General features: G+C 75.5%; 14 protein-coding genes. 9 read left to right on the forward strand and 5 right to left on the reverse strand.

All coding sequences use genetic code 11. The features are described 5' to 3' along the window. Positions 1–11: 11 nt before the first annotated feature. Positions 12–1850 (reverse strand): AMP-dependent synthetase/ligase, encoded by a 1839-nt coding sequence (locus tag Sru01_RS05255; protein WP_203982689.1) that lies wholly within the window; start codon positions 1848–1850, stop codon positions 12–14. A gap of 232 nt (positions 1851–2082) precedes the next feature. On the opposite strand from Sru01_RS05255, the gene Sru01_RS05260 reads away from it, so the two are divergent. The 7 genes from Sru01_RS05260 (at position 2083) to Sru01_RS05290 (ending at position 8156) form a co-directional block, all read left to right on the forward strand. After that, positions 2083–2850: a metallophosphoesterase family protein gene (locus Sru01_RS05260; RefSeq protein ID WP_203982690.1), complete on the forward strand. Its 768-nt coding sequence runs from the start codon at positions 2083–2085 to the stop codon at positions 2848–2850. A gap of 55 nt (positions 2851–2905) precedes the next feature. Then, complete coding sequence (locus Sru01_RS05265; protein ID WP_203982691.1) at positions 2906–3352, forward strand: SRPBCC family protein; 447 nt, start codon at positions 2906–2908, stop codon at positions 3350–3352. Further along, positions 3349–4530, forward strand: a complete 1182-nt coding sequence (locus tag Sru01_RS05270) for an ArsA family ATPase (RefSeq protein ID WP_203982692.1) — start codon at positions 3349–3351, stop codon at positions 4528–4530. The genes Sru01_RS05265 and Sru01_RS05270 overlap by 4 nt, the downstream gene beginning before the upstream one ends. Further along, positions 4530–5216, forward strand: a complete 687-nt coding sequence (locus Sru01_RS05275) for a hypothetical protein (protein WP_203982693.1) — start codon at positions 4530–4532, stop codon at positions 5214–5216. Before Sru01_RS05270 ends, Sru01_RS05275 begins: the two co-directional genes overlap by 1 nt. Before the next feature lie 34 nt (positions 5217–5250). Next, positions 5251–6195, forward strand: a complete 945-nt coding sequence (locus Sru01_RS05280; RefSeq protein ID WP_203982694.1) for an ROK family glucokinase — start codon at positions 5251–5253, stop codon at positions 6193–6195. Positions 6196–6204: 9 nt separating this feature from the next. Continuing rightward, complete coding sequence (locus Sru01_RS05285; RefSeq protein WP_239136945.1) at positions 6205–6894, forward strand: endonuclease/exonuclease/phosphatase family protein; 690 nt, start codon at positions 6205–6207, stop codon at positions 6892–6894. A 68-nt stretch (positions 6895–6962) separates the two neighbouring features. Then, positions 6963–8156 carry a hypothetical protein gene (locus Sru01_RS05290; RefSeq protein ID WP_203982695.1) on the forward strand — a complete coding sequence of 398 codons (1194 nt, stop codon included), beginning with the start codon at positions 6963–6965 and terminating at the stop codon, positions 8154–8156. A 49-nt stretch (positions 8157–8205) separates the two neighbouring features. Here Sru01_RS05290 and Sru01_RS05295 read toward each other — a convergent pair whose 3' ends face one another. Together Sru01_RS05295 and Sru01_RS05300 are read right to left on the reverse strand one after the other, a co-directional pair. After that, positions 8206–8685, reverse strand: a complete 480-nt coding sequence (locus Sru01_RS05295; protein ID WP_203982696.1) for a hypothetical protein — start codon at positions 8683–8685, stop codon at positions 8206–8208. A gap of 150 nt (positions 8686–8835) precedes the next feature. Continuing rightward, positions 8836–9597: an alpha/beta hydrolase gene (locus tag Sru01_RS05300; protein WP_203982697.1), complete on the reverse strand. Its 762-nt coding sequence runs from the start codon at positions 9595–9597 to the stop codon at positions 8836–8838. Positions 9598–9788: 191 nt separating this feature from the next. Between Sru01_RS05300 and Sru01_RS05305 the strand changes: the two genes are divergently transcribed. Then, complete coding sequence (locus tag Sru01_RS05305) at positions 9789–10508, forward strand: lysophospholipid acyltransferase family protein (RefSeq protein WP_203982771.1); 720 nt, start codon at positions 9789–9791, stop codon at positions 10506–10508. 98 nt (positions 10509–10606) lie between these two features. Here Sru01_RS05305 and hypF read toward each other — a convergent pair whose 3' ends face one another. Together hypF and mmuM are read right to left on the reverse strand one after the other, a co-directional pair. Beyond that, positions 10607–12892, reverse strand: a complete 2286-nt coding sequence (hypF, locus tag Sru01_RS05310) for a carbamoyltransferase HypF (protein WP_203982698.1) — start codon at positions 12890–12892, stop codon at positions 10607–10609. A 258-nt stretch (positions 12893–13150) separates the two neighbouring features. Then, positions 13151–14041, reverse strand: coding sequence for a homocysteine S-methyltransferase (gene mmuM, locus Sru01_RS05315; protein WP_203982699.1), 891 nt, complete (start codon positions 14039–14041; stop codon positions 13151–13153). Between the two features lie 188 nt (positions 14042–14229). Between mmuM and Sru01_RS05320 the strand changes: the two genes are divergently transcribed. Continuing rightward, positions 14230–17505 carry a DEAD/DEAH box helicase gene (locus tag Sru01_RS05320; protein WP_239136947.1) on the forward strand — a complete coding sequence of 1092 codons (3276 nt, stop codon included), beginning with the start codon at positions 14230–14232 and terminating at the stop codon, positions 17503–17505.

Genomic DNA, 17505 nt, shown 5'->3' on the forward strand with positions numbered 1-17505 from the left:
CCCGCCGCCGGTCAGGAGTACAGGGCGTCGATCTCCTTGGTGAAGTCGCGCACCACCAGGTTGCGCTTGACCTTCAGCGACGGGGTGAGGTGCCCGGTCTCCTCGGTGAAGTCGGTGTCCAGGATGACGAACTTCTTCACCTGCTCGGCCTTGGACACCTGCAGGTTGGCCTCGTCCACCGCGGTCTGCACCGCGGCGATGACCGCCGGGTCGGCGCACAGCTCGGCCAGGGAGGCGCCGGTGCGGTCGTTGGCGGACTTCCACTGCTCCAGCGCCTCGGGGTCCAGGGTGACCAGCGCGGCGACGAAGGGCCGGTCGTCGCCGACGACCAGGGCCTGGCTGACCAGCGGGTGGGCGCGGATGCGGTCCTCCAGCGGGGCCGGCGCGACGTTCTTGCCGGCCCCGGTGACGATCAGTTCCTTCTTGCGGCCGGTGATGCGCAGGTAGCCGTCGGCGTCCAGCTCGCCGACGTCGCCGGTGTGGAACCAGCCGTCGGCGTCGATCGCCTCGGCGGTGGCCGCCTCGTTCTGCCAGTAGCCGTCGAACACGTGCCGGCCCTTCACCAGGACCTCGCCGTCGTCGGCGACCCGGACGGTCACCCCGGGGAAGGGCTTGCCGACCGTGCCGATCTTGTTGGCGCCGGGGATGTTGACGGTGGAGGGGGCGGAGGTCTCGGTGAGCCCCCAGCCCTCGAAGACCTCGATGCCGGCGCCGCGGAAGAAGTGGCCGAGCCGCTCGCCGAGCGCCGAGCCGCCGGAGACGGCCGCGTTGAGCCGGCCGCCGGTGGCCGCGCGCAGCTTGGCGTAGACGATCCGGTCGAACACCGCGCGCCGCACCCGCAGGCCGAGCCCGGCGCCGCCGGAGGACTCCGCCCGGCTCCAGGCGATCGCGGTGGCGGCCGCCGCGTGGAAGATCTTGCTCTTCAGGCCGCCGCCGGCCGCCGCGGTCTGCTCGGCGGAGTTGTAGACCTTCTCGAACACTCGCGGCACGCCGAGCAGGAAGGTCGGCTTGAAGGCCTGCAGGTCGGGGCCGACGTTCTTCATGTTGGGCGTGTGGGCCAGCACGGTGCCCGTCTCGACCAGCACGATCTCGATGATGCGCGCGAAGCTGTGCGCGAGCGGCAGGAACAGCAGCGCCGCCCGGCCGTCCACCTGGAACAGCGCCTCCAGCGAGCCCTGGGACACGTTGCGGGCGGTGAACATCAGGTTGTCGTGGGTCAGCCGGCAGCCCTTGGGCCGGCCGGTGGTGCCGGAGGTGTAGATGATCGTGGCCAGGTCGCGGCCGCCCCGGCCGGTGCGGCGCCCGGCGAGCGTCTCGTCGGAGACCTCGGCGCCGGCGGCGGTGAACTCGTCGATCGCGCCGGCGTCCAGGCAGTACACGGCGGGCCCGGCGGACTCACCGGCCTCCCCGGCGGCGTCCCCGGCGTCCGGGGTGCCGCCGGCCAGCGCCTCGGCGACGGTGTCGCGGTGCGCCTCGGTCTCCACCACGACGACCTTGGCGCCGCTGTCCTGGACGATCCACCGGACCTGGTCGGCCGAGGAGGTCTCGTAGATCGGCACGCCGACGCCACCGGCGGCCCAGATCGCGTAGTCCAGGACCGTCCACTCGTAGCGGGTGCGCGACATCAGCGCGACACGGTCGCCGGGCTCCACGCCCGCGCCGACCAGGCCCTTGGCCACCGCGGTGACCTCGTCGCGGAACCGGGCCGCGGTGACCGGGGTCCAGCCGTCGCCGACGTTGCGGCTGAGCACCACCGCGTCCGGTTCCTGCTCGCCGCGGGCGAACACGGTCTCGACGCAGTTGACGGACGGTGGCACGTCCACCAGGACGGGAACGCTGTACTCGCGCACGGTCACAACTCCTCGGGGCGCACGCAGGCGGTCGCTGACGGATTGTTGCCAGGACGCTACCGCGTCAAGTTACGCATGGGTAGATCCGTCACCCACCCTTTATCAAGGGCAAATCCACGCTATCAGCGGCGTCCGCCGCCTCGGCCCGCCCGCGAGGGAGCCGCCGGGCCGTGTCGCGGTCGCCTACCAAGCGCTTGGTCGTCCCGCTGGCCGGAGCGTTACCATGTCCGGCATGCGGGTCCATGTCGTCAGTGACGTCCACGGCCGCGCCGACGCCCTCGCCCGGGCCGGTGACGGCGCCGACGCGCTGGTGTGCCTGGGCGACCTGTTGCTGTTCGTCGACTACGCCGACCACTCGCAGGGCATCTTCGCCGAGCTGTTCGGCGCCGAGCAGGCCACCCGGTTCGTCGCGCTGCGCACCGCCGGCCGGTTCGACGAGGCGCGCGGAATGTCCGCCCGGCTGTGGGCCACCCTCGGCGGCGAGCCCCGCGAGCACATCGAGCGGGCGGTGCGCGAGCAGTACACCCGGATCTTCGCCGCGATGCCCACCCCCGCCTATCTCACCCCGGGAAACGTCGACCTGCCGGCGCTGTGGGGCGACTACCTGCGGGACGGCCATCACATGCTGGACGGCCAGGTCGCCGAGATCGGCGGCGTCACCTTCGGCTTCGTCGGCGGCGGCCTGCGCACCCGCTACCGCACCCCCAACGAGGTCGACGACGAGGACTTCGCCCGCAAGGTCGCCGCGGTCGGCGCGGTGGACGTGCTGTGCTGCCACATCCCGCCCGCGGTGCCCGGCCTGCTGTACGACGTGGTGGCCCGGCGGTTCGAGCGGGGGAGCGAGGCCACCCTGGAGGCGATCCGGCGGACCCAGCCCCGCTACGCGCTGTTCGGTCACGTGCACCAGCCGCTGGCCCGGCGCACCCGCATCGGCCGCACCGAGTGTGTCAACGTCGGCCACTTCCGCGGCCGCGGCACCCCGTTCGCCCTGGAGCTGTGATCAAGGAGCGGACAGGGCGTTCGCCGGGCGGCGGTGAACGAGTACGGTAAGGCCCATGGCCGATCGCACCACCTCCAGCGTCACCGTCGAGGCCGCCCCGGCGGCGGTCATGGCGGTCATCGCGGACTTCCCGTCCTACCCCGAGTGGGCGGGCCAGGTGAAGTCCGCCGAGGTCCGCACCACCGGTGCCGACGGCCGCCCGGCGACCGTCCGCTTCGTGCTGGACGCCGGGGTGATCAGCGACGAGTACACCCTGGCCTACCGCTGGGACGGCGACCGGGCCGTCGACTGGGAGATGGTCGAGGCGGGCCGGATGATGTCCGGGCTCACCGGCGGTTACCGCCTGGCCGACGCCGCCGGGGCACCCGGCGCGACCGAGGTCACCTACGAGCTGGCCGTCGACCTCAAGGTGCCGATGATCGGCATGGTCCGCCGCAAGGCGGAGCGGGTCATCGTGGACACCGCGCTGCGGGGCCTGAAGAAGCGCGTCGAGCGGCGATGAGCACCGACCCTCGCATCCTGCTGTTCACCGGGAAGGGAGGCGTGGGCAAGACCACCGTCGCGGCGGCCACCGCCACCCTGGCCGCCCGCCGCGGGCTGCGCACGCTGGTCGTGTCCACCGACACCGCCCACTCGCTGGCCGACGCCCTCGGCGCGCCCGGGTCCGCCGAGCCGGCCGAGGTCGTCCCCGGCCTGTTCCTGCAGCAGGTCGACACCCAGCGCGCGCTGGAGCGGCACTGGGGCGAGCTGCAGGGCTACGCCAAGGGGGTGCTCGCCGAGCTGGGGCTGGACGAGATCACCTCCGAGGAGCTCACCGTGCTGCCCGGCGCCGAGGAGGTCATCGCGCTGCTGGAGCTGCGCGAGCAGGTGCGCGCCGGCCGGTTCGACATCGTCGTGGTCGACTGCGCCCCGACCGCCGAGACGCTGCGCCTGCTGGCGCTGCCCGAGGCTCTCGACTGGCACGTCAGCAGGCTGCTGCCCGCCGGCCGCCGGCTGATGCGCGCGCTGGCGCCGGTGATCCGGCACGTCGCCCGGGTGAGCGTCCCGGAGGACGCGGTGGTCGGTGCCGCGGCACGGCTGCACACCGGGCTGATGGGCGTGCACCGGATGCTGACCGGCGGCAACGCCTCGGTGCGGCTGGTGCTGACCCCCGAGGCCGTGGTGGTCGCCGAGGCCCGCCGCACGTTCACCTCGCTCAGCCTGTACGGCTACCGGGTGGACACGGTCGTGGCCAACCGGGTCTTTCCCGACGAGGGTTCCGACCAGTGGCGGCGCGGCTGGGCGGCGGCCCAGGCCCGGCACCTGGCGGCGGTCGGCGAGTCGTTCGCGCCGCTGCCGGTGCGCACCGTGCCCTACCTGCCCGCCGAGCCGGTCGGCCCGGACGCGCTGGCGGCGCTGGGGGACCGCCTGTACGGCGACGCCGACCCGTTCGCGCCGCCGGCCGGCGACCCGCCGCTGGTCATCCGCCAGGCCGGCGACGCGCACGAGCTGACCCTGGCGCTGCCGCTGGCCGGCAAGGACGAGGTCGACCTGGCCCGCAAGGGTGACGAGCTGATCATCACGGCCGGGTCGTACCGCCGGGTGCTCGCGCTGCCCGCCGCGCTGGCCCGTGGACGGGTGCGCGACGCCGCACTCCGCGACGGCCACCTCCGGGTACGGTTCGAGACAGGAGGGGCCTGATGACCGAGATGAACGACATGAACGACATGAGCGGCCGCGGGGCGGGCGCCGGCGACGTGTGGAGCGAGGCGGTGGCCGACCGGCCCGCCCCGGCGGCCGGATCCGCCCGGGCCGGGGAGCCCGCCCAGGCCGGGGAGTCCGTCCAGGCCGGGGAGCCCGCTCGGGACGGCGGGGCCGCCCGGCCCGGCCCGGACGGCGGCCACGAGCGGGCGGCCGGCCGCGAGGAGTGGTTCCGCGCCCGGGACCGGGAGCGGGCCCGCGCGGCCGGCTCCCGCCCCGGCGCCCCCGGCCCGGCGGCCGACCCGCTCGGCACGGCGGCCGAGGAGGCCCGCCGGCTGCTGCGGACGGTGCGCGACCGGGTCGGCACGGAGATCGGCCGGACCGTGGTCCGCGGCGGCGTCGGCGGTCTGGGCCAGGCCTTCGGCGGCGGTCGCCCGAGCCGCGCGGGCGACGTGTGGGGTGAGGCGGTCACCGAGCACGACGAGTACATCTGCCGCGCCTGCCCCGTCTGCCGCGCCAAGGCGGCGCGGCGCGACGCGGGCGGGGACGTCGGCGGCCACCTGCTCGCCGCCGGCGGCGAGCTGTTCGCCGCGCTGCGCGGGATGGCCGACGCCGTGTCGCGGCCGGCCCCGCCGCCGCGCGACGGCGACGCGGGCACCCGAGTGGAGCACATCGACCTGGGCTGAGCGCCCGGTGGCCCTCGGGCAGAAGGGATGAGAAATGGCGCTGACGATCGGCGTTGACGTGGGCGGTACGAAGATCGCCGCGGGGGTCGTGGACGAGGACGGCCACATCGTGGAGAACCTCTTGCGGCCCACCCCCGCGGACAGCCCCGACGACGTGGCGGACACGATCGCCGAGGCGGTGCGCGAGCTCGCGGGCCGCCACGACGTGGAGGCCCTCGGGCTGGGCGCGGCGGGATTCGTCGACGAGACCCGGTCGATCATGAGGTTCGCGCCGAACCTCGCCTGGCGCGAGGAGCCGCTGCAGAAGAAGCTGGCCGAGCGGACCGGCCTGCCGGTCGTGGTGGAGAACGACGCCAACGCCATGGCCTGGGGCGAGTACCGCTTCGGCGCCGGGCGCGGCGAGAGCCACGTGGTGTGCGTCACCGTCGGCACCGGCATCGGCAGCGGCATCGTGATCCAGGGCGCGCTGTACCGGGGCCGCTGGGGCATGGGCGCCGAGATGGGCCACATGCAGGTCGTCCCGGAGGGCCGGCTGTGCGGCTGCGGCAACCTCGGCTGCTGGGAGCAGTACGCCAGCGGCAACGCCCTGGTGCACGAGGCCCGCCGGCTGGCCGCCGCCGAGCCCGAGCGGGCCGGCCGCATGCTGGAGCTGGCCGGCGGGTCGGTGTCCGACCTGTCCGGCGAGCACGTCACCCAGGCGGCCCGCGAGGGCGACGAGGCCGCGTTGAGCGCCTTCACCTCGCTGGCCGACTGGCTCGGCCAGGGCCTGGCCGACGTGGCCGCCATCCTCGACCCCGGCTGCTTCATCCTCGGCGGCGGCGTCTCCCGCGCCGCCGACCTGTGGGTCGACCAGACCAGGGCCGCGTTCCTGCGCGCGCTGACCGCCCGGGAGCACCGCCCGCACCCGGAGATCCGGGTGGCCGAGCTCGGCGCCGCGGCGGGCCTGGTCGGCGCGGCCGACCTGGCGCGCCACCCCTAGGAGCCGCCGGTGATCCGCGTCGGCACCTACAACGTGCGGTCGATGTACGACGACACCGCCGCGCTGGCGCGGGTCATCACCACGATGGCCCCCGACCTGCTGTGCGTCCAGGAGGCGCCCCGGTTCACCGGCTGGCGGGGCGCCCGGGAGCGGCTGGCCCGGTCCGCCGGGCTGCGGCCGGTCACCGGGCGGCGCCTCGGCGGCGTCGCCGTGCTGGCCGGGCCGCGGACCCGGGTGATCCACGCCGAGAGCCACCCGCTGCGGGCGTTCACCGGCCTGGAGCGGCGGGCGGTGGCGATCGCGGTCGCCGAGCACGCCGGCACCCGGCTGACCGTGGCCTCGGTCCACCTCGACCTGCACGCCGGTGCCCGGCTGTGCCACGCCGGCGAGATCATGGGCCTGGCCGGCGCGGTCGCGGACCGGTTCGGCGCGCCGCTGGTGGTGGCCGGCGACGTCAACGAGCGGCCCGGCGGCCCGGTGTGGGGCTACCTCACCCGGGGGCTGGCCGACTGCTACCTGATCGCGCCGTCCGGTGACGGGCGCACCTTCCCCGCCCGGCGGCCGGAGAGCCGGCTGGACGTCGTGCTGGCCGATCCGGCGCTCGCCGTGCGATCCTGCGGCGGCGTGGCCGCCGACCCGGCCGACCTGCGGGCCGCCACCGACCACCTGCCGGTGATCGCCGACCTCACGGCCACCTGAGGTAGATGATTCGGTGAAGTGTGGGGTACGTGCCACGCACCGGATGGCAGGACACGTACGATTTGGACATGTCCCGTCGCCTGCCGCCGGGTGTGACGCCGTTGTGCGTGCTGGTGACCGGTGTGCTGGCCGGGGGCCTTCTCCACGGCGGTTCCGCCCATGCCCACGCCGACCCGTCCCGGCCGAGCGCCGCCGAGCGCGGCCCGGCGACGCTGGTCCAGGAGTCGGCCACCGCGCGGCTGCGGGCCGACGGCTCGCTCTCCGACGTCGCGGGGCTGTCCAAGTCGAACGTCTGGGCGGTGGGCCAGGAGGACGTCTGGGAGGCCTGGCAGAACCGCGGCGTGATCACCCACTGGAACGGCTCGGCCTGGACCGAGCTCGGCATCCGCAACGACGCCTCGGGGGCGGGGCACCTGAGGTCGGTCGCGATCGCCTCCCCCCGGGAGATCTGGGCGGTGGGCGACGCCCACGACGGCCTGCCGTACGTGGTGCGCGGGGACGGCTCGGTGTTCGACCGGATCAGCGTCCCGGAGTTCGGCTCGGGCGACTGGCTCGGCGGCGTGGCCGCGGCACCGGGCCGCACGGTCGCGGTCGGCGCCCGGCGCGGCAAGCCGCTGATCGCCACGGTCACCGCCAAGGGGTGGACGGTCACCGCCGGCAAGACCGCCGGCACGCTGTACGGCGTCACGCCGGCCGGCAAGGGCGACAGCTGGGCGGTCGGCGACGGTGACGGCGAGCCGCTGATCATGAAGGTGTCCGGCGGCACCGCGAAGCCGGTGAAGATCCCGGACATCCCCGGCGGGTTCCTGCGCGACGTGACGGCGGAGGGCGCGAAGAAGGCGGTCGCCGTCGGCGGCGTCTACCACGACGACGGCGGCATCGCCCCGCTGGTGCTCTCCTGGAACGGCCGGCGCTGGAGCCGGGCCCGACTTCCGGACCGCCCCGCCGAGCTGTACGGCGTCACCGGTGACGGCAAGGGGCACTTCTGGGCGTCCGGCCATGACCCCGGCACCCCCGGGCAGGCGTTCCTGCTGCGCGGCGGCGCCGCCGGGTGGAAGGCCGTCCGCGGCAAGGCCGCCGGCGGCTCGCGCACGGTGCGCCTGCTGGCCGTCACGCACGTCGGCGATCTCACCATGGCGGTCGGGCACGTGGTGGACGCCCGCGACCGCTACACCGACGTGGTGGAGCGGTTCCAGCCCGGCGCGACCCGGGCCGCCGCCACCGGCCGCACCGGGCGGGACACCGGCCCCGCCGCGCGCTGACCAGGGCGACCCGGGCTTCTCCGCCCGCCCTCCCGAGCGGTCCGGGCGGTCAGATCACCGCGCCGTCGTCCCAGCCGGAGCCGGGCGGCGGGCCGTCGCCCATCCGGACGATCAGCGCCACGAAGCCGCCGATGAACGCGGCGATCGCGGTGAACACGATCCAGCCGTCCATCGGCCAGTTCAGCAGGGCCGCCAGCAGCAGGTACGCCGGGCCGCCGAACAGCGCGAGCCAGGCGGCCCTGGTGCCGCCGTCCATCTTGGGCAGCGGCGGCGGCGGAGGCGGGACGTAGTGGTCCTCGTCCTCCTCCGGCGCGGGGGGCCGCTCCTCGTCCTCCGCCGCGGCCCCGTCCTCGGCGGCGGGCGGGTCCTTCACCGCGGGGGGTGCCGGCGTCGCCGGGGGCGCCGCATCCTCCTCGGAGACGTTCTCCCGGTCCGGCCAGGGATGCCCGGCCGTGCCGGGCTCGGCGGTCTCGTTGAACGAGGCGACGATCTGACGCCAGACCTCGTCCTCATCGCTCTGTGGCGTCACCGGTCACTTCGATTCGTTTCCCATGCTCGTGATCCACTGGCTGGCTGGTGCTGGCGATCGTGCGGGTGGTGTTCGTCGGACGGTCATGGCCGGCGGCCGGCCGCCCGGGTCTGGCCGCGGCCTCGCGCGTGGCTCACCGCCGGGGTCGGATCAGTCCCTCTGCAAGGGTACCGAGGCATGCGTCCTGATGAACTCGAGGCTCCCTTCGAATATCCGCTCGGCATCGTTGTCCAGCGTCGCGACGTGATAGCTGTCGGGGCATTCGCGCACCTCCAGATTGTCGCCCAGGGTCCGGCGCAGCAGGCGGACGCTGTGCGGCTTCACCACGTGGTCCTCCGGGCTGTGGTACACGAGCACCGGCTGGGTGATCAGGTGGAGTTCCGACCGCACCAGCGACCACAGCCGGGGCAGCGTGGCCGCCGCCCGCACCGGCGTCCGGGTGTACCCCAGCTCGACCGCGCCCTCCTTCTTGATGTCGTTGGCGACGCCGGGCACCGAGGGGACCACGAACTTCAGCAGCGGGGCCAGCTTCAGCAGCCACACGTCGTTCACGATGGAGGGGTTCACCACGACGAGGCCGCGCACCGAGGGGCCGTGCACCTCGGCCAGTCGCAGCGCCATGCAGCCGCCCAGGGACAGGCCCATCACGAAGACCTCGGCGCACCGGCCCGCCAGGCTCTCGAAGGCGTGCTCCAGCTCGGCGTACCAGTCCTCCCAGCGGGTGTGGCTCATCTCCTGCCAGGTGGTGCCGTGGCCGGGCAGCCGGGGGAGTGATACGGTCAGGCCCGCCGCCGCCAGGTGCTCCGCCCACGGGCGCAGTGACTGCGGCGTGCCGGTGAACCCATGGCAGAGCAGGACGCCCACCTGGCCACCTTCGTGCTGGTACGGCGCGGAGCCGGGCATCAGCGGCATGACGGTTCCCCTCGTGGTGCGGCTCGCCTGATCGTCGCATGTTCCGGCGCCTCTCCGCGAGGTCCGACATCCCCGGTGTCGCGGATGTCGCGTCCGGGGATGTAGGGGTGGCATGCCAGGCATGCGAAGATGACGCCACGCCGCCGTAACGCGGGCGAACGACACCACAGGCCGGAGAAGGGATGCCGGGAGTGTTCTACTGGCTGGTCAAGGCCGTTCTCTCGCCGTTCCTGCACCTGGTCTTCCGGCCATGGACCGAGGGCACCGACAACGTTCCGCGCGAGGGGGCGGTCATCCTGGCCGGCAACCACCTCTCCTTCGCCGACCACTTCTTCGGCGCGCTGCCGCTGCCGCGCAAGGTGATCTCCCTCGGCAAGGCCGAATATTTCACCGGCCGGGGTCTGAAAGGGCTGCTGAGCAAGGCGTTCTTCAAAGGCGTCGGCACGGTGCCGATCGACCGGTCGGGCGGCAAGGCCAGCGAGGCGGCGCTGCGCACCGGGCTGCGGGTGCTGCGCGAGGGGCACGTGCTCGGCATCTACCCCGAGGGCACCCGCTCGCCGGACGGGCGCCTCTACAAGGGCAAGACCGGGGTGGCCCGGCTGGCGCTGGAGGCCCGGGTGCCGGTGATCCCGTGGGCGATGGTCAACACCTTCGAGATGATGCCGCCCGGCCGGCCGCTGCCCAAGCTCGGCATTCGCCCCGGGGTGCGTTACGGCAAGCCGCTGGACTTCTCCCGCTACTACGGCATGGAGGAGGACCGGCTGGTCCTGCGCGCGGTCACCGACGAGATCATGTACGCGCTGATGGAGCTGTCCGGCCAGGAGTACGTCGACAAGTACGCCGCCAGCGCCAAGGTCGAGATGGCCCGCGCCGCCCGCCGCAGGCAGCCCCCGCCCACCCCCGAAGCCTGAGATCTCCGGTCGCCCCCGGCGGCACGATCCGCCGGGAGGGCGGGAGCGCACGCCGCCAGGGCGTTGCCGGCCCTGCCCGGGCGGGGGACGGTGTCGTGTCACCTACGGCGCCGCCGGGACGGGTGGTCCAGGGCGGCGGCGATGGCGGCCTGGCCGAGGCTGACGCCGCCGTCGTTGGGCGGGACGCGGGAGTGCAGCAGCACCTGGAACCCGGCGGCCTCCAGCAGCGGCACCGCCCGCTCCAGCAGCAGCAGGTTCTGCCAGACCCCGCCGGACAGCGCCACCGCCGCCAGGCCGGTGCGCTCGCGGGCCAGCGCGCAGCCCGCGGCGACCAGGCCGGCCAGCCCGTTGTGGAAGCGCGCCGCGACCACGCCGGGCCGGACGCCGGCCGAAAGGTCCGCCGCCGCGGCGGCGACCATGTCCTGGCCCCGCGCGACGAACGGCGTCCCGCCGTCGATCGGGCACGGGTAGGCGCCCCGCTCGGCCCGGTCGGCGGCCTCCTCCAGCTCGACGGCGGCCTGCCCCTCGTAGGTGATCGCGTCCCGCCCGGTGACCAGCGCGGACACCGCGTCGAACAGCCGCCCCGCGCTGGAGGTGGCCGGTGCGTTGACCCCGCGCGCGGCCATCGCGACCACCGCCTCCCAGTGCGTGGCATTGCGTGCGCGGACCGGCAGGTCCGGGGGTGCCGCGTCCCCCAGGTAGGCGGCGGCCATCCGCCAGGGCTGGCGGACCGCGGCGGCGCCGCCGGGCATCGGCACCGGGGCCAGGTGCCCGGCACGCACGAATCCGGTGAGGTCGGCGACCAGGAACTCCCCGCCCCACAGCGTGCCGTCCGGGCCGTAGCCGAGGCCGTCGAACGCGACGCCGATCACCGGCCCGGCCGCCCCGTTGTCGGCCAGGCAGGACGCGATGTGCGCGTGGTGGTGCTGGACGCCGACCGGCTCGGCGTCCGCGCGGGCCAGCGCGTACCGGGTGGACAGGTACTGCGGGTGCAGGTCGTGCGCCACCACCCGCGGGACGATGCCGAACAACCGCTCGAAGTGCGCCACCCCCTCGGTGAACGCCCGGTGGGTGGCGGCGTCGGCCAGGTCGCCGGTGTGCGCGGAGACGAACGCGCGCCCGCCACCGGCCAGGCAGAACGTGTGCTTGAGTTCGGCGCCGCAGCCGAGGACGGGCCGGCGGGCCGGCCGCGGCAGGACGATCGGCGCCGGGACGTACCCGCGGGAGCGGCGGACCGGCAGTGACCGGCCGCGGAAGACCTGCACCACCGAGTCGTCGGCCCGGACGTGGATCACCCGGTCGTGCAGCAGGACGGCGTCGGCCAGCGCGGCCGGGGCCGCCTCGTCCCGGTGCGCGATCGGCTCGCCCGCCAGGTTGCCGCTGGTCAGCACCAGGGGCGCCGCCACCCGGGCGGCCAGCAGGTGGTGCAGCGGCGAGTAGGGGAGCATCACGCCGAGCCGGCCCGTCCCCGGGGCGACCGACGGCGCCACGGCGGCGCCGGCGCGGCGGCGCAGCAGCACGATCGGCCGCGCCGCCGCGGTGAGCAGCCGCGCCTCGGCCGCGTCCGCCGCGCACAGCTCCCGGGCGGCGGCCAGGGTGGCGGCCATCAGCGCGAACGGCCGGTGCTCGCGGCGCTTGCGGGCGCGCAGCTCGGCGACGGCCGGCTCCAGGTCGGCGCGCACCGCCAGGTGGTAGCCGCCGACGCCCTTCACCGCGACGATCCGGCCGGCCCGCAGCAGTTCCGCCGCCGCGGCCAGCGGATCGCCCGGGTCCCCGGCGCCGTCCGCGACGCCGCCGTCTTCGGTGCGCAGCAGCCGCAGGCGCGGCCCGCAGGCCGGGCAGCAGACCGGCTGCGCGTGGTGGCGGCGGTCCGCCGGGTCGCGGTACTCGGCGGCGCACGCCGCGCACATGGCGAACGGCGCCATGGTGGTCGCGGCCCGGTCGTAGGGCGAGGAGCGCACGATCGTGAACCGCGGGCCGCAGCCGGTGCAGTTGACGAACGGGTGGCCGTACCGCCGGTCGCCCGGATCGGCCAGCTCGCGCAGGCAGTCGTCGCAGGTCGCCATGTCCGGCGAGATCAGCGCCCGGCCGCGGCCGTCGCCGGCGCTCGGGCCGATCACGAAGCCGGGCCGGCCGGTGGCCGGTATCTCGCGCGCGGTGACCCGCTCGACGACGGCCGCCGGCGGCGGCCGGTCCCGCACCGCGCCGAGGAACTCGGCCACCGCGGCGGGGTGACCCTCCACCTCGACCAGCACGCCGCGCTCGTCGTTGCCCACGTGCCCGGACAGCCCGAGCCGGGCCGCCAGCCGGTGCACGAAAGGCCGGAAACCCACCCCCTGGACGATCCCGTCGACCCGGACCAGCGTCCGGACACGCCCGTTCACGAAGATCAGTCTCGCCCGGCGGGTCCGCTAGCACAACGAACCCGCCGGCCGGCGAGCCGAAGGCGGTCGCCTCTCGGACCGGAGCACGGGGCCGGGCCGGCGGACTCGCCGGGACGGGGCACCGGCCCGATCAGAGCCGAACGCCCCGCGAGGGGCCCACGGGTCAGGATGCCGGGGGCGGGGTGTATGAGGCCGGCGGGCCGCAGGTCAGGATGCCCGGCGGGGTAGTGCCCGGCCGTCGCCCGCGGGCCGGGGCGGTCAGGCGGACAGGCTCTGGCGCACCCGGCGGATGTGGTCGGGGGTGGTCCGGCAGCAGCCGCCGATGTAGGCGGCGCCGGCGTCCCGCCAGGCCCGGGCCGCGTCGCCGAACTCCTCGGGGTCGGCGATCCCGCGCCACCGGCGGGCCGCGGGGTCCCAGCTCTCGCCGGAGTTGGGATAGACGATGACCGGCGCGCCGTCCAGGCGGGGGATCAGCTTCCCGACCAGGCTCGGCGGGACGCAGTTCACCCCGACCGCCACCACCTGCGGGTTCCCGGCGAACAGCGCGGCGCACTCTTCCAGCGGGGTGCCGTCGGCGAGGTGCCCGCCGTCCCGGCAGGAGAAGCTCACCCAGGCGTTGGTCCGGGGCGTATCGGCGAGCAGCCGGGCGATCGCCCGGGCCTCGGCGAACGAGGGGATGGTCTCGCAGGCCAGCAGGTCGGCGTGGCTGCCGGCCAGCACCTCCCACCGGGGCCGGTGCCAGGCGTACAGCCCCTCCTCGTCCAGGTCGTAGCGGCCGGTGTACTCCGAGCCGTCGGCCAGCGACGCGCCGTAGGGGCCCACCCCGGCCGCGACGACCCCGCCGCCGCCCGCCTCGTCGCGGGCCTGCTTGGCCAGCTCGACCGCGAGCTGCATCAGGGCCTCGGCCTCGTGCTCGTTGCGCCCGCGCCGGGCGAAGCCGGGGAAGCTCGCCTGGTAGGTCGCGGTGGTGGCCACGTCGGCGCCCGCGGCGAAGTAGTCCCGGTGGGCCTGGAGGATGGCCTCTGGGTTCTCCAGCAGCAGCCGGGCCGACCAAAGCTCATCGCCCAGGTCGTGCCCGAGCGACTCCAGGTGGGTCGCGAGGCCGCCGTCCAGGATCACGACATCGGTCTCTTCGGGGAGAAAAGTCACCTAAATACCCTAATGGCCGGTCAGCCGCCCGAGGTGCCGGGCATCGGGACGGCCGGCCGGCGGCCCGGCAGGGCGATGGAACGATCCATAGGCGCCGGGTCTCCGGACGGGGTACGGTGCGGGCGTGCCGGCGCCGGGGGCAGGGGGCGGTCCCGCCGGGCGGCGCGGGCGGACAGGAGTCGGATCAGGTGCTGGTGGTACACGGCGGTTGGCAGGGCCGGCGGCTGGTGTTGTGGGCGGAGGACACCACCTCGCCCGGCGCCCCGGCCACCGGAACGGCCACCAGGGGTGGAGCCGGGACGGACACCGGCGCGGGAGCCGCGCGGCCTCGCCGGCGCGGCGCCAAGGACCATCCGTTCGCCGCGGCGAACGGCAGGCTGGCGGCCGCGCTGGGCGATGCCGCGGGCGGTGCGGAGCGGGCCGAGGTGGAGGTGCTGCTGCCCGGGTCGCCGGCCGGCCCGCTGCCCTCGCCGGAGTCCGGGCTGGCCACCCGGCTCCGGGTCCCGAAGATCTCGTCGTGGCGGGTTCCGGCGCTGCTGCTCGGCCCGGCGGCCGCCCTCGACCTGCTCGGCCGGCTCGCCGGCCCGGCCCCGGGCGGAACGTCACCGGCCTCCGGCCCGGGCACGCCCCGCACCGGGCCGGGCGCGGGACCGGACGGCGAGCCGGACGCGGATCCGGACGCGGATCCGGACACCGGGCCGGGTTCGGTGCCGGTCGCCGGGCGCGGCACCGAGCAGGTCACCGGGCCGGTCGCAGGGCTGGACGCGGGGCCGGGGGAGCCCTCCGGCGGCGACCTGGAGCCGGGCCGGGCCGAGGTGCCGGAGTGGGGGGCCGGCGGGTCGCTGCGCTACCTCGCCGTGGTGGCCGAGCACGCCCGCGCCCTCGTCCGGCGCGGCCGGGTACTGCCACAGCTCGCCGAGGAGGACGGCGGGCACGCCGCCCGCTGGCGCCCGGTGGTGACCGGGGCGGACGCGGCGGCGTTCGGCGACCTCGCCCGCGCCATGCCGCCGGTCTGCCGCGCCGCCGGCGGGGAGCACCCCGCCGCGCGGGTGCTGGCGGATGCGCTCGGCGCGCTCGCCGACCAGGCCGTCCGCCGCGCGCTGCCCGACCGGCTGCTGCGCGGCAACCGGCCCGGGACGCGCACCCCGCTGGCCGAGCGGTGGTTGTTCGCGCTGACCGGCGACGACGCGGCGCTGCCCGGCGCCGATCCGGCCGAGGCCGGCCAGCTCGGCACGACGCTCGGCGAGTGGTTCGCCGCCGCGAGCCGGGCCGAGGGACCGGTGCGGGTGTGCTTCCGGCTGATCGAGCCGGCCGGCGAGGAGGACGCCTGGGAGCTGGAGTTCGCGCTGCAGCCCGTCGACGAGCCGAGCCTGTACGTTCCGGCGGCGGTGGTGTGGCGGGAGGGCCGGATCCCCGGGCTGCCCGGCCGGCCGGACGAGACGCTGCTGGCCGGTCTCGGGCGGGCCGTCCGGCTCTGCCCCGAACTGCACGCGGCGCTGGCCGACCCGGCGCCGAGCGGCATGGTGGTGGACACCGCGTGGGCGTTCGGCTTCCTGCGCCGCGCGGCCCCGCTGCTGCAGGCGGCCGGTTTCGGCGTCCGGCTGCCCGACTGGGCCGGTCGGCGCAACCTGGGGCTCAAGCTGACCACCCGCTCGCGCACGGCGCCCGGCCGGGCCGCCGCCGGACAGGGCTTCGGCCTCGCCGAGCTGGTCGACTTCCGGATCGACCTGGCGATCGGCGACCACACCATCGGCGAGGAGGAGCTGGCGGAGCTGGCCCGGCTCAAGGTGCCGCTGGTCCGGGTGCGCGGCCAGTGGGTGGAGCTGGACGACCGGCAGCTGAAGGCGGCGCTGGCGGTGCTGGAGCGGCGGCGCTCGGGCGAGATGTCGGCCGGCGAGGTGCTCCAGGAGGTGGTGGCCGGTGGGGACGAGGACCTGCCGCTGGTGGCCGTGGACGCCGACGGCCCGCTCGGCGACCTGCTGTCCGGCGAGGCCGACCGGCGGCTCACCACGGTCGCCACCCCGCCCGGCTTCCAGGGGACGCTGCGGCCCTACCAGGAACGCGGCCTGTCCTGGCTGGCGTTCCTGTCCGGGATCGGGCTCGGCGGCGTGCTGGCCGACGACATGGGCCTGGGTAAGACCGCGCAGACGCTGGCGCTGCTGCTCGCCGAGCGCACCGCGGGGCGGCCGGCGCCCACCCTGCTGGTCTGCCCGATGTCCCTGGTCGGCAACTGGCAGAAGGAGGCCGCGCGGTTCGCCCCCTCACTGCGGGTGTACGTGCACCACGGCGCCGGGCGGCGGCGCGGCGAGGAACTGGCCGCCGAGGTGGCCGCGGCCGACCTGGTGGTCACCACCTACGGCACGGCACTGCGCGACGCGCCGGTGCTGGCCGGCTTCGGCTGGGGCCGGGTGGTCTGCGACGAGGCGCAGGCCATCAAGAACAGCGCGGCCCGGCAGGCGCAGGCGGTGCGCGGCATCCCCGCGCGCACCCGGCTGGCGCTGACCGGCACCCCGGTGGAGAACCATCTGGCCGAGCTGTGGTCGATCATGGAGTTCGCCAATCCCGGCCTGCTCGGCCCGGCCCGGCGGTTCCGCGAGCGCTACCAGGAGCCGATCGAGGCGCGGGGCGACGAGGACGCCGCGCGCGCCCTGCGCCGGGCGACCGGGCCGTTCGTGCTGCGGCGGCTGAAGACCGACCAGACGATCATCTCCGACCTGCCGGAGAAGCTGGACATGAAGGTGTGGTGCACGCTCACCCCCGAGCAGGCCAGCCTCTACCAGGCGGTGGTCGGCGACATGATGGACCGCATCGACGGCAGCGACGGCATCGAGCGGCGCGGCAACGTGCTGGCGGCGATGACCCGCCTCAAGCAGGTGTGCAACCACCCCGCCCAGCTGCTCAAGGACGGCTCGCGGCTGGCCGGCCGGTCCGGGAAGCTGGCCCGGCTGGAGGAACTGGCTCAGGAGATCGTCGAGGAGGGCGACAAGGCGCTGGTGTTCACCCAGTACGCCGAGTGGGGGGCCATGCTGCAGCCGTACCTCGCCGCCCACCTGGACCGCCCGGTGCTGTGGCTGCACGGCGGGCTGCCCAAGAAACGCCGCGACGAGCTGGTCGAGCGGTTCCAGGGCGACGACCAGCCGATGATCTTCCTGCTCTCGCTGAAGGCGGCCGGCACCGGCCTGAACCTGACGGCCGCCAACCATGTGGTCCACGTGGACCGCTGGTGGAACCCGGCGGTGGAGGACCAGGCCACCGACCGGGCGTTCCGCATCGGGCAGACCCGCAACGTCCAGGTGCGCAAGTTCATCTGCGCCGGCACCCTGGAAGAGAGGATCGACGAGATGATCGAGCGCAAGAAGGCGCTGGCGCAGCGCGTCGTCGGCGCCGGCGAGGACTGGATCACCGGGCTGTCCACCGAGCAGCTGCGCGAGCTGTTCCGGCTCGGCCCCGAGGCGGTGAGCTGA

The sequence above is a fragment of the Sphaerisporangium rufum genome (assembly GCF_016863395.1).
In the GTDB taxonomy this organism is placed as follows: domain Bacteria; phylum Actinomycetota; class Actinomycetes; order Streptosporangiales; family Streptosporangiaceae; genus Sphaerisporangium; species Sphaerisporangium rufum.

What these genes read in the sequence shown, in the direction of transcription:
- Sru01_RS05275 (WP_203982693.1), top strand. Translation starts at nt 4,530, where the DNA reads ATGACCGAGATGAACGACATGAACGACATGAGCGGCCGCGGGGCGGGC.
- Sru01_RS05300 (WP_203982697.1), bottom strand. Translation starts at nt 9,597, where the DNA reads ATGCCGCTGATGCCCGGCTCCGCGCCGTACCAGCACGAAGGTGGCCAG.
- Sru01_RS05260 (WP_203982690.1), top strand. Translation starts at nt 2,083, where the DNA reads ATGCGGGTCCATGTCGTCAGTGACGTCCACGGCCGCGCCGACGCCCTC.
- Sru01_RS05280 (WP_203982694.1), top strand. Translation starts at nt 5,251, where the DNA reads ATGGCGCTGACGATCGGCGTTGACGTGGGCGGTACGAAGATCGCCGCG.
- Sru01_RS05265 (WP_203982691.1), top strand. Translation starts at nt 2,906, where the DNA reads ATGGCCGATCGCACCACCTCCAGCGTCACCGTCGAGGCCGCCCCGGCG.
- Sru01_RS05290 (WP_203982695.1), top strand. Translation starts at nt 6,963, where the DNA reads ATGTCCCGTCGCCTGCCGCCGGGTGTGACGCCGTTGTGCGTGCTGGTG.
- Sru01_RS05270 (WP_203982692.1), top strand. Translation starts at nt 3,349, where the DNA reads ATGAGCACCGACCCTCGCATCCTGCTGTTCACCGGGAAGGGAGGCGTG.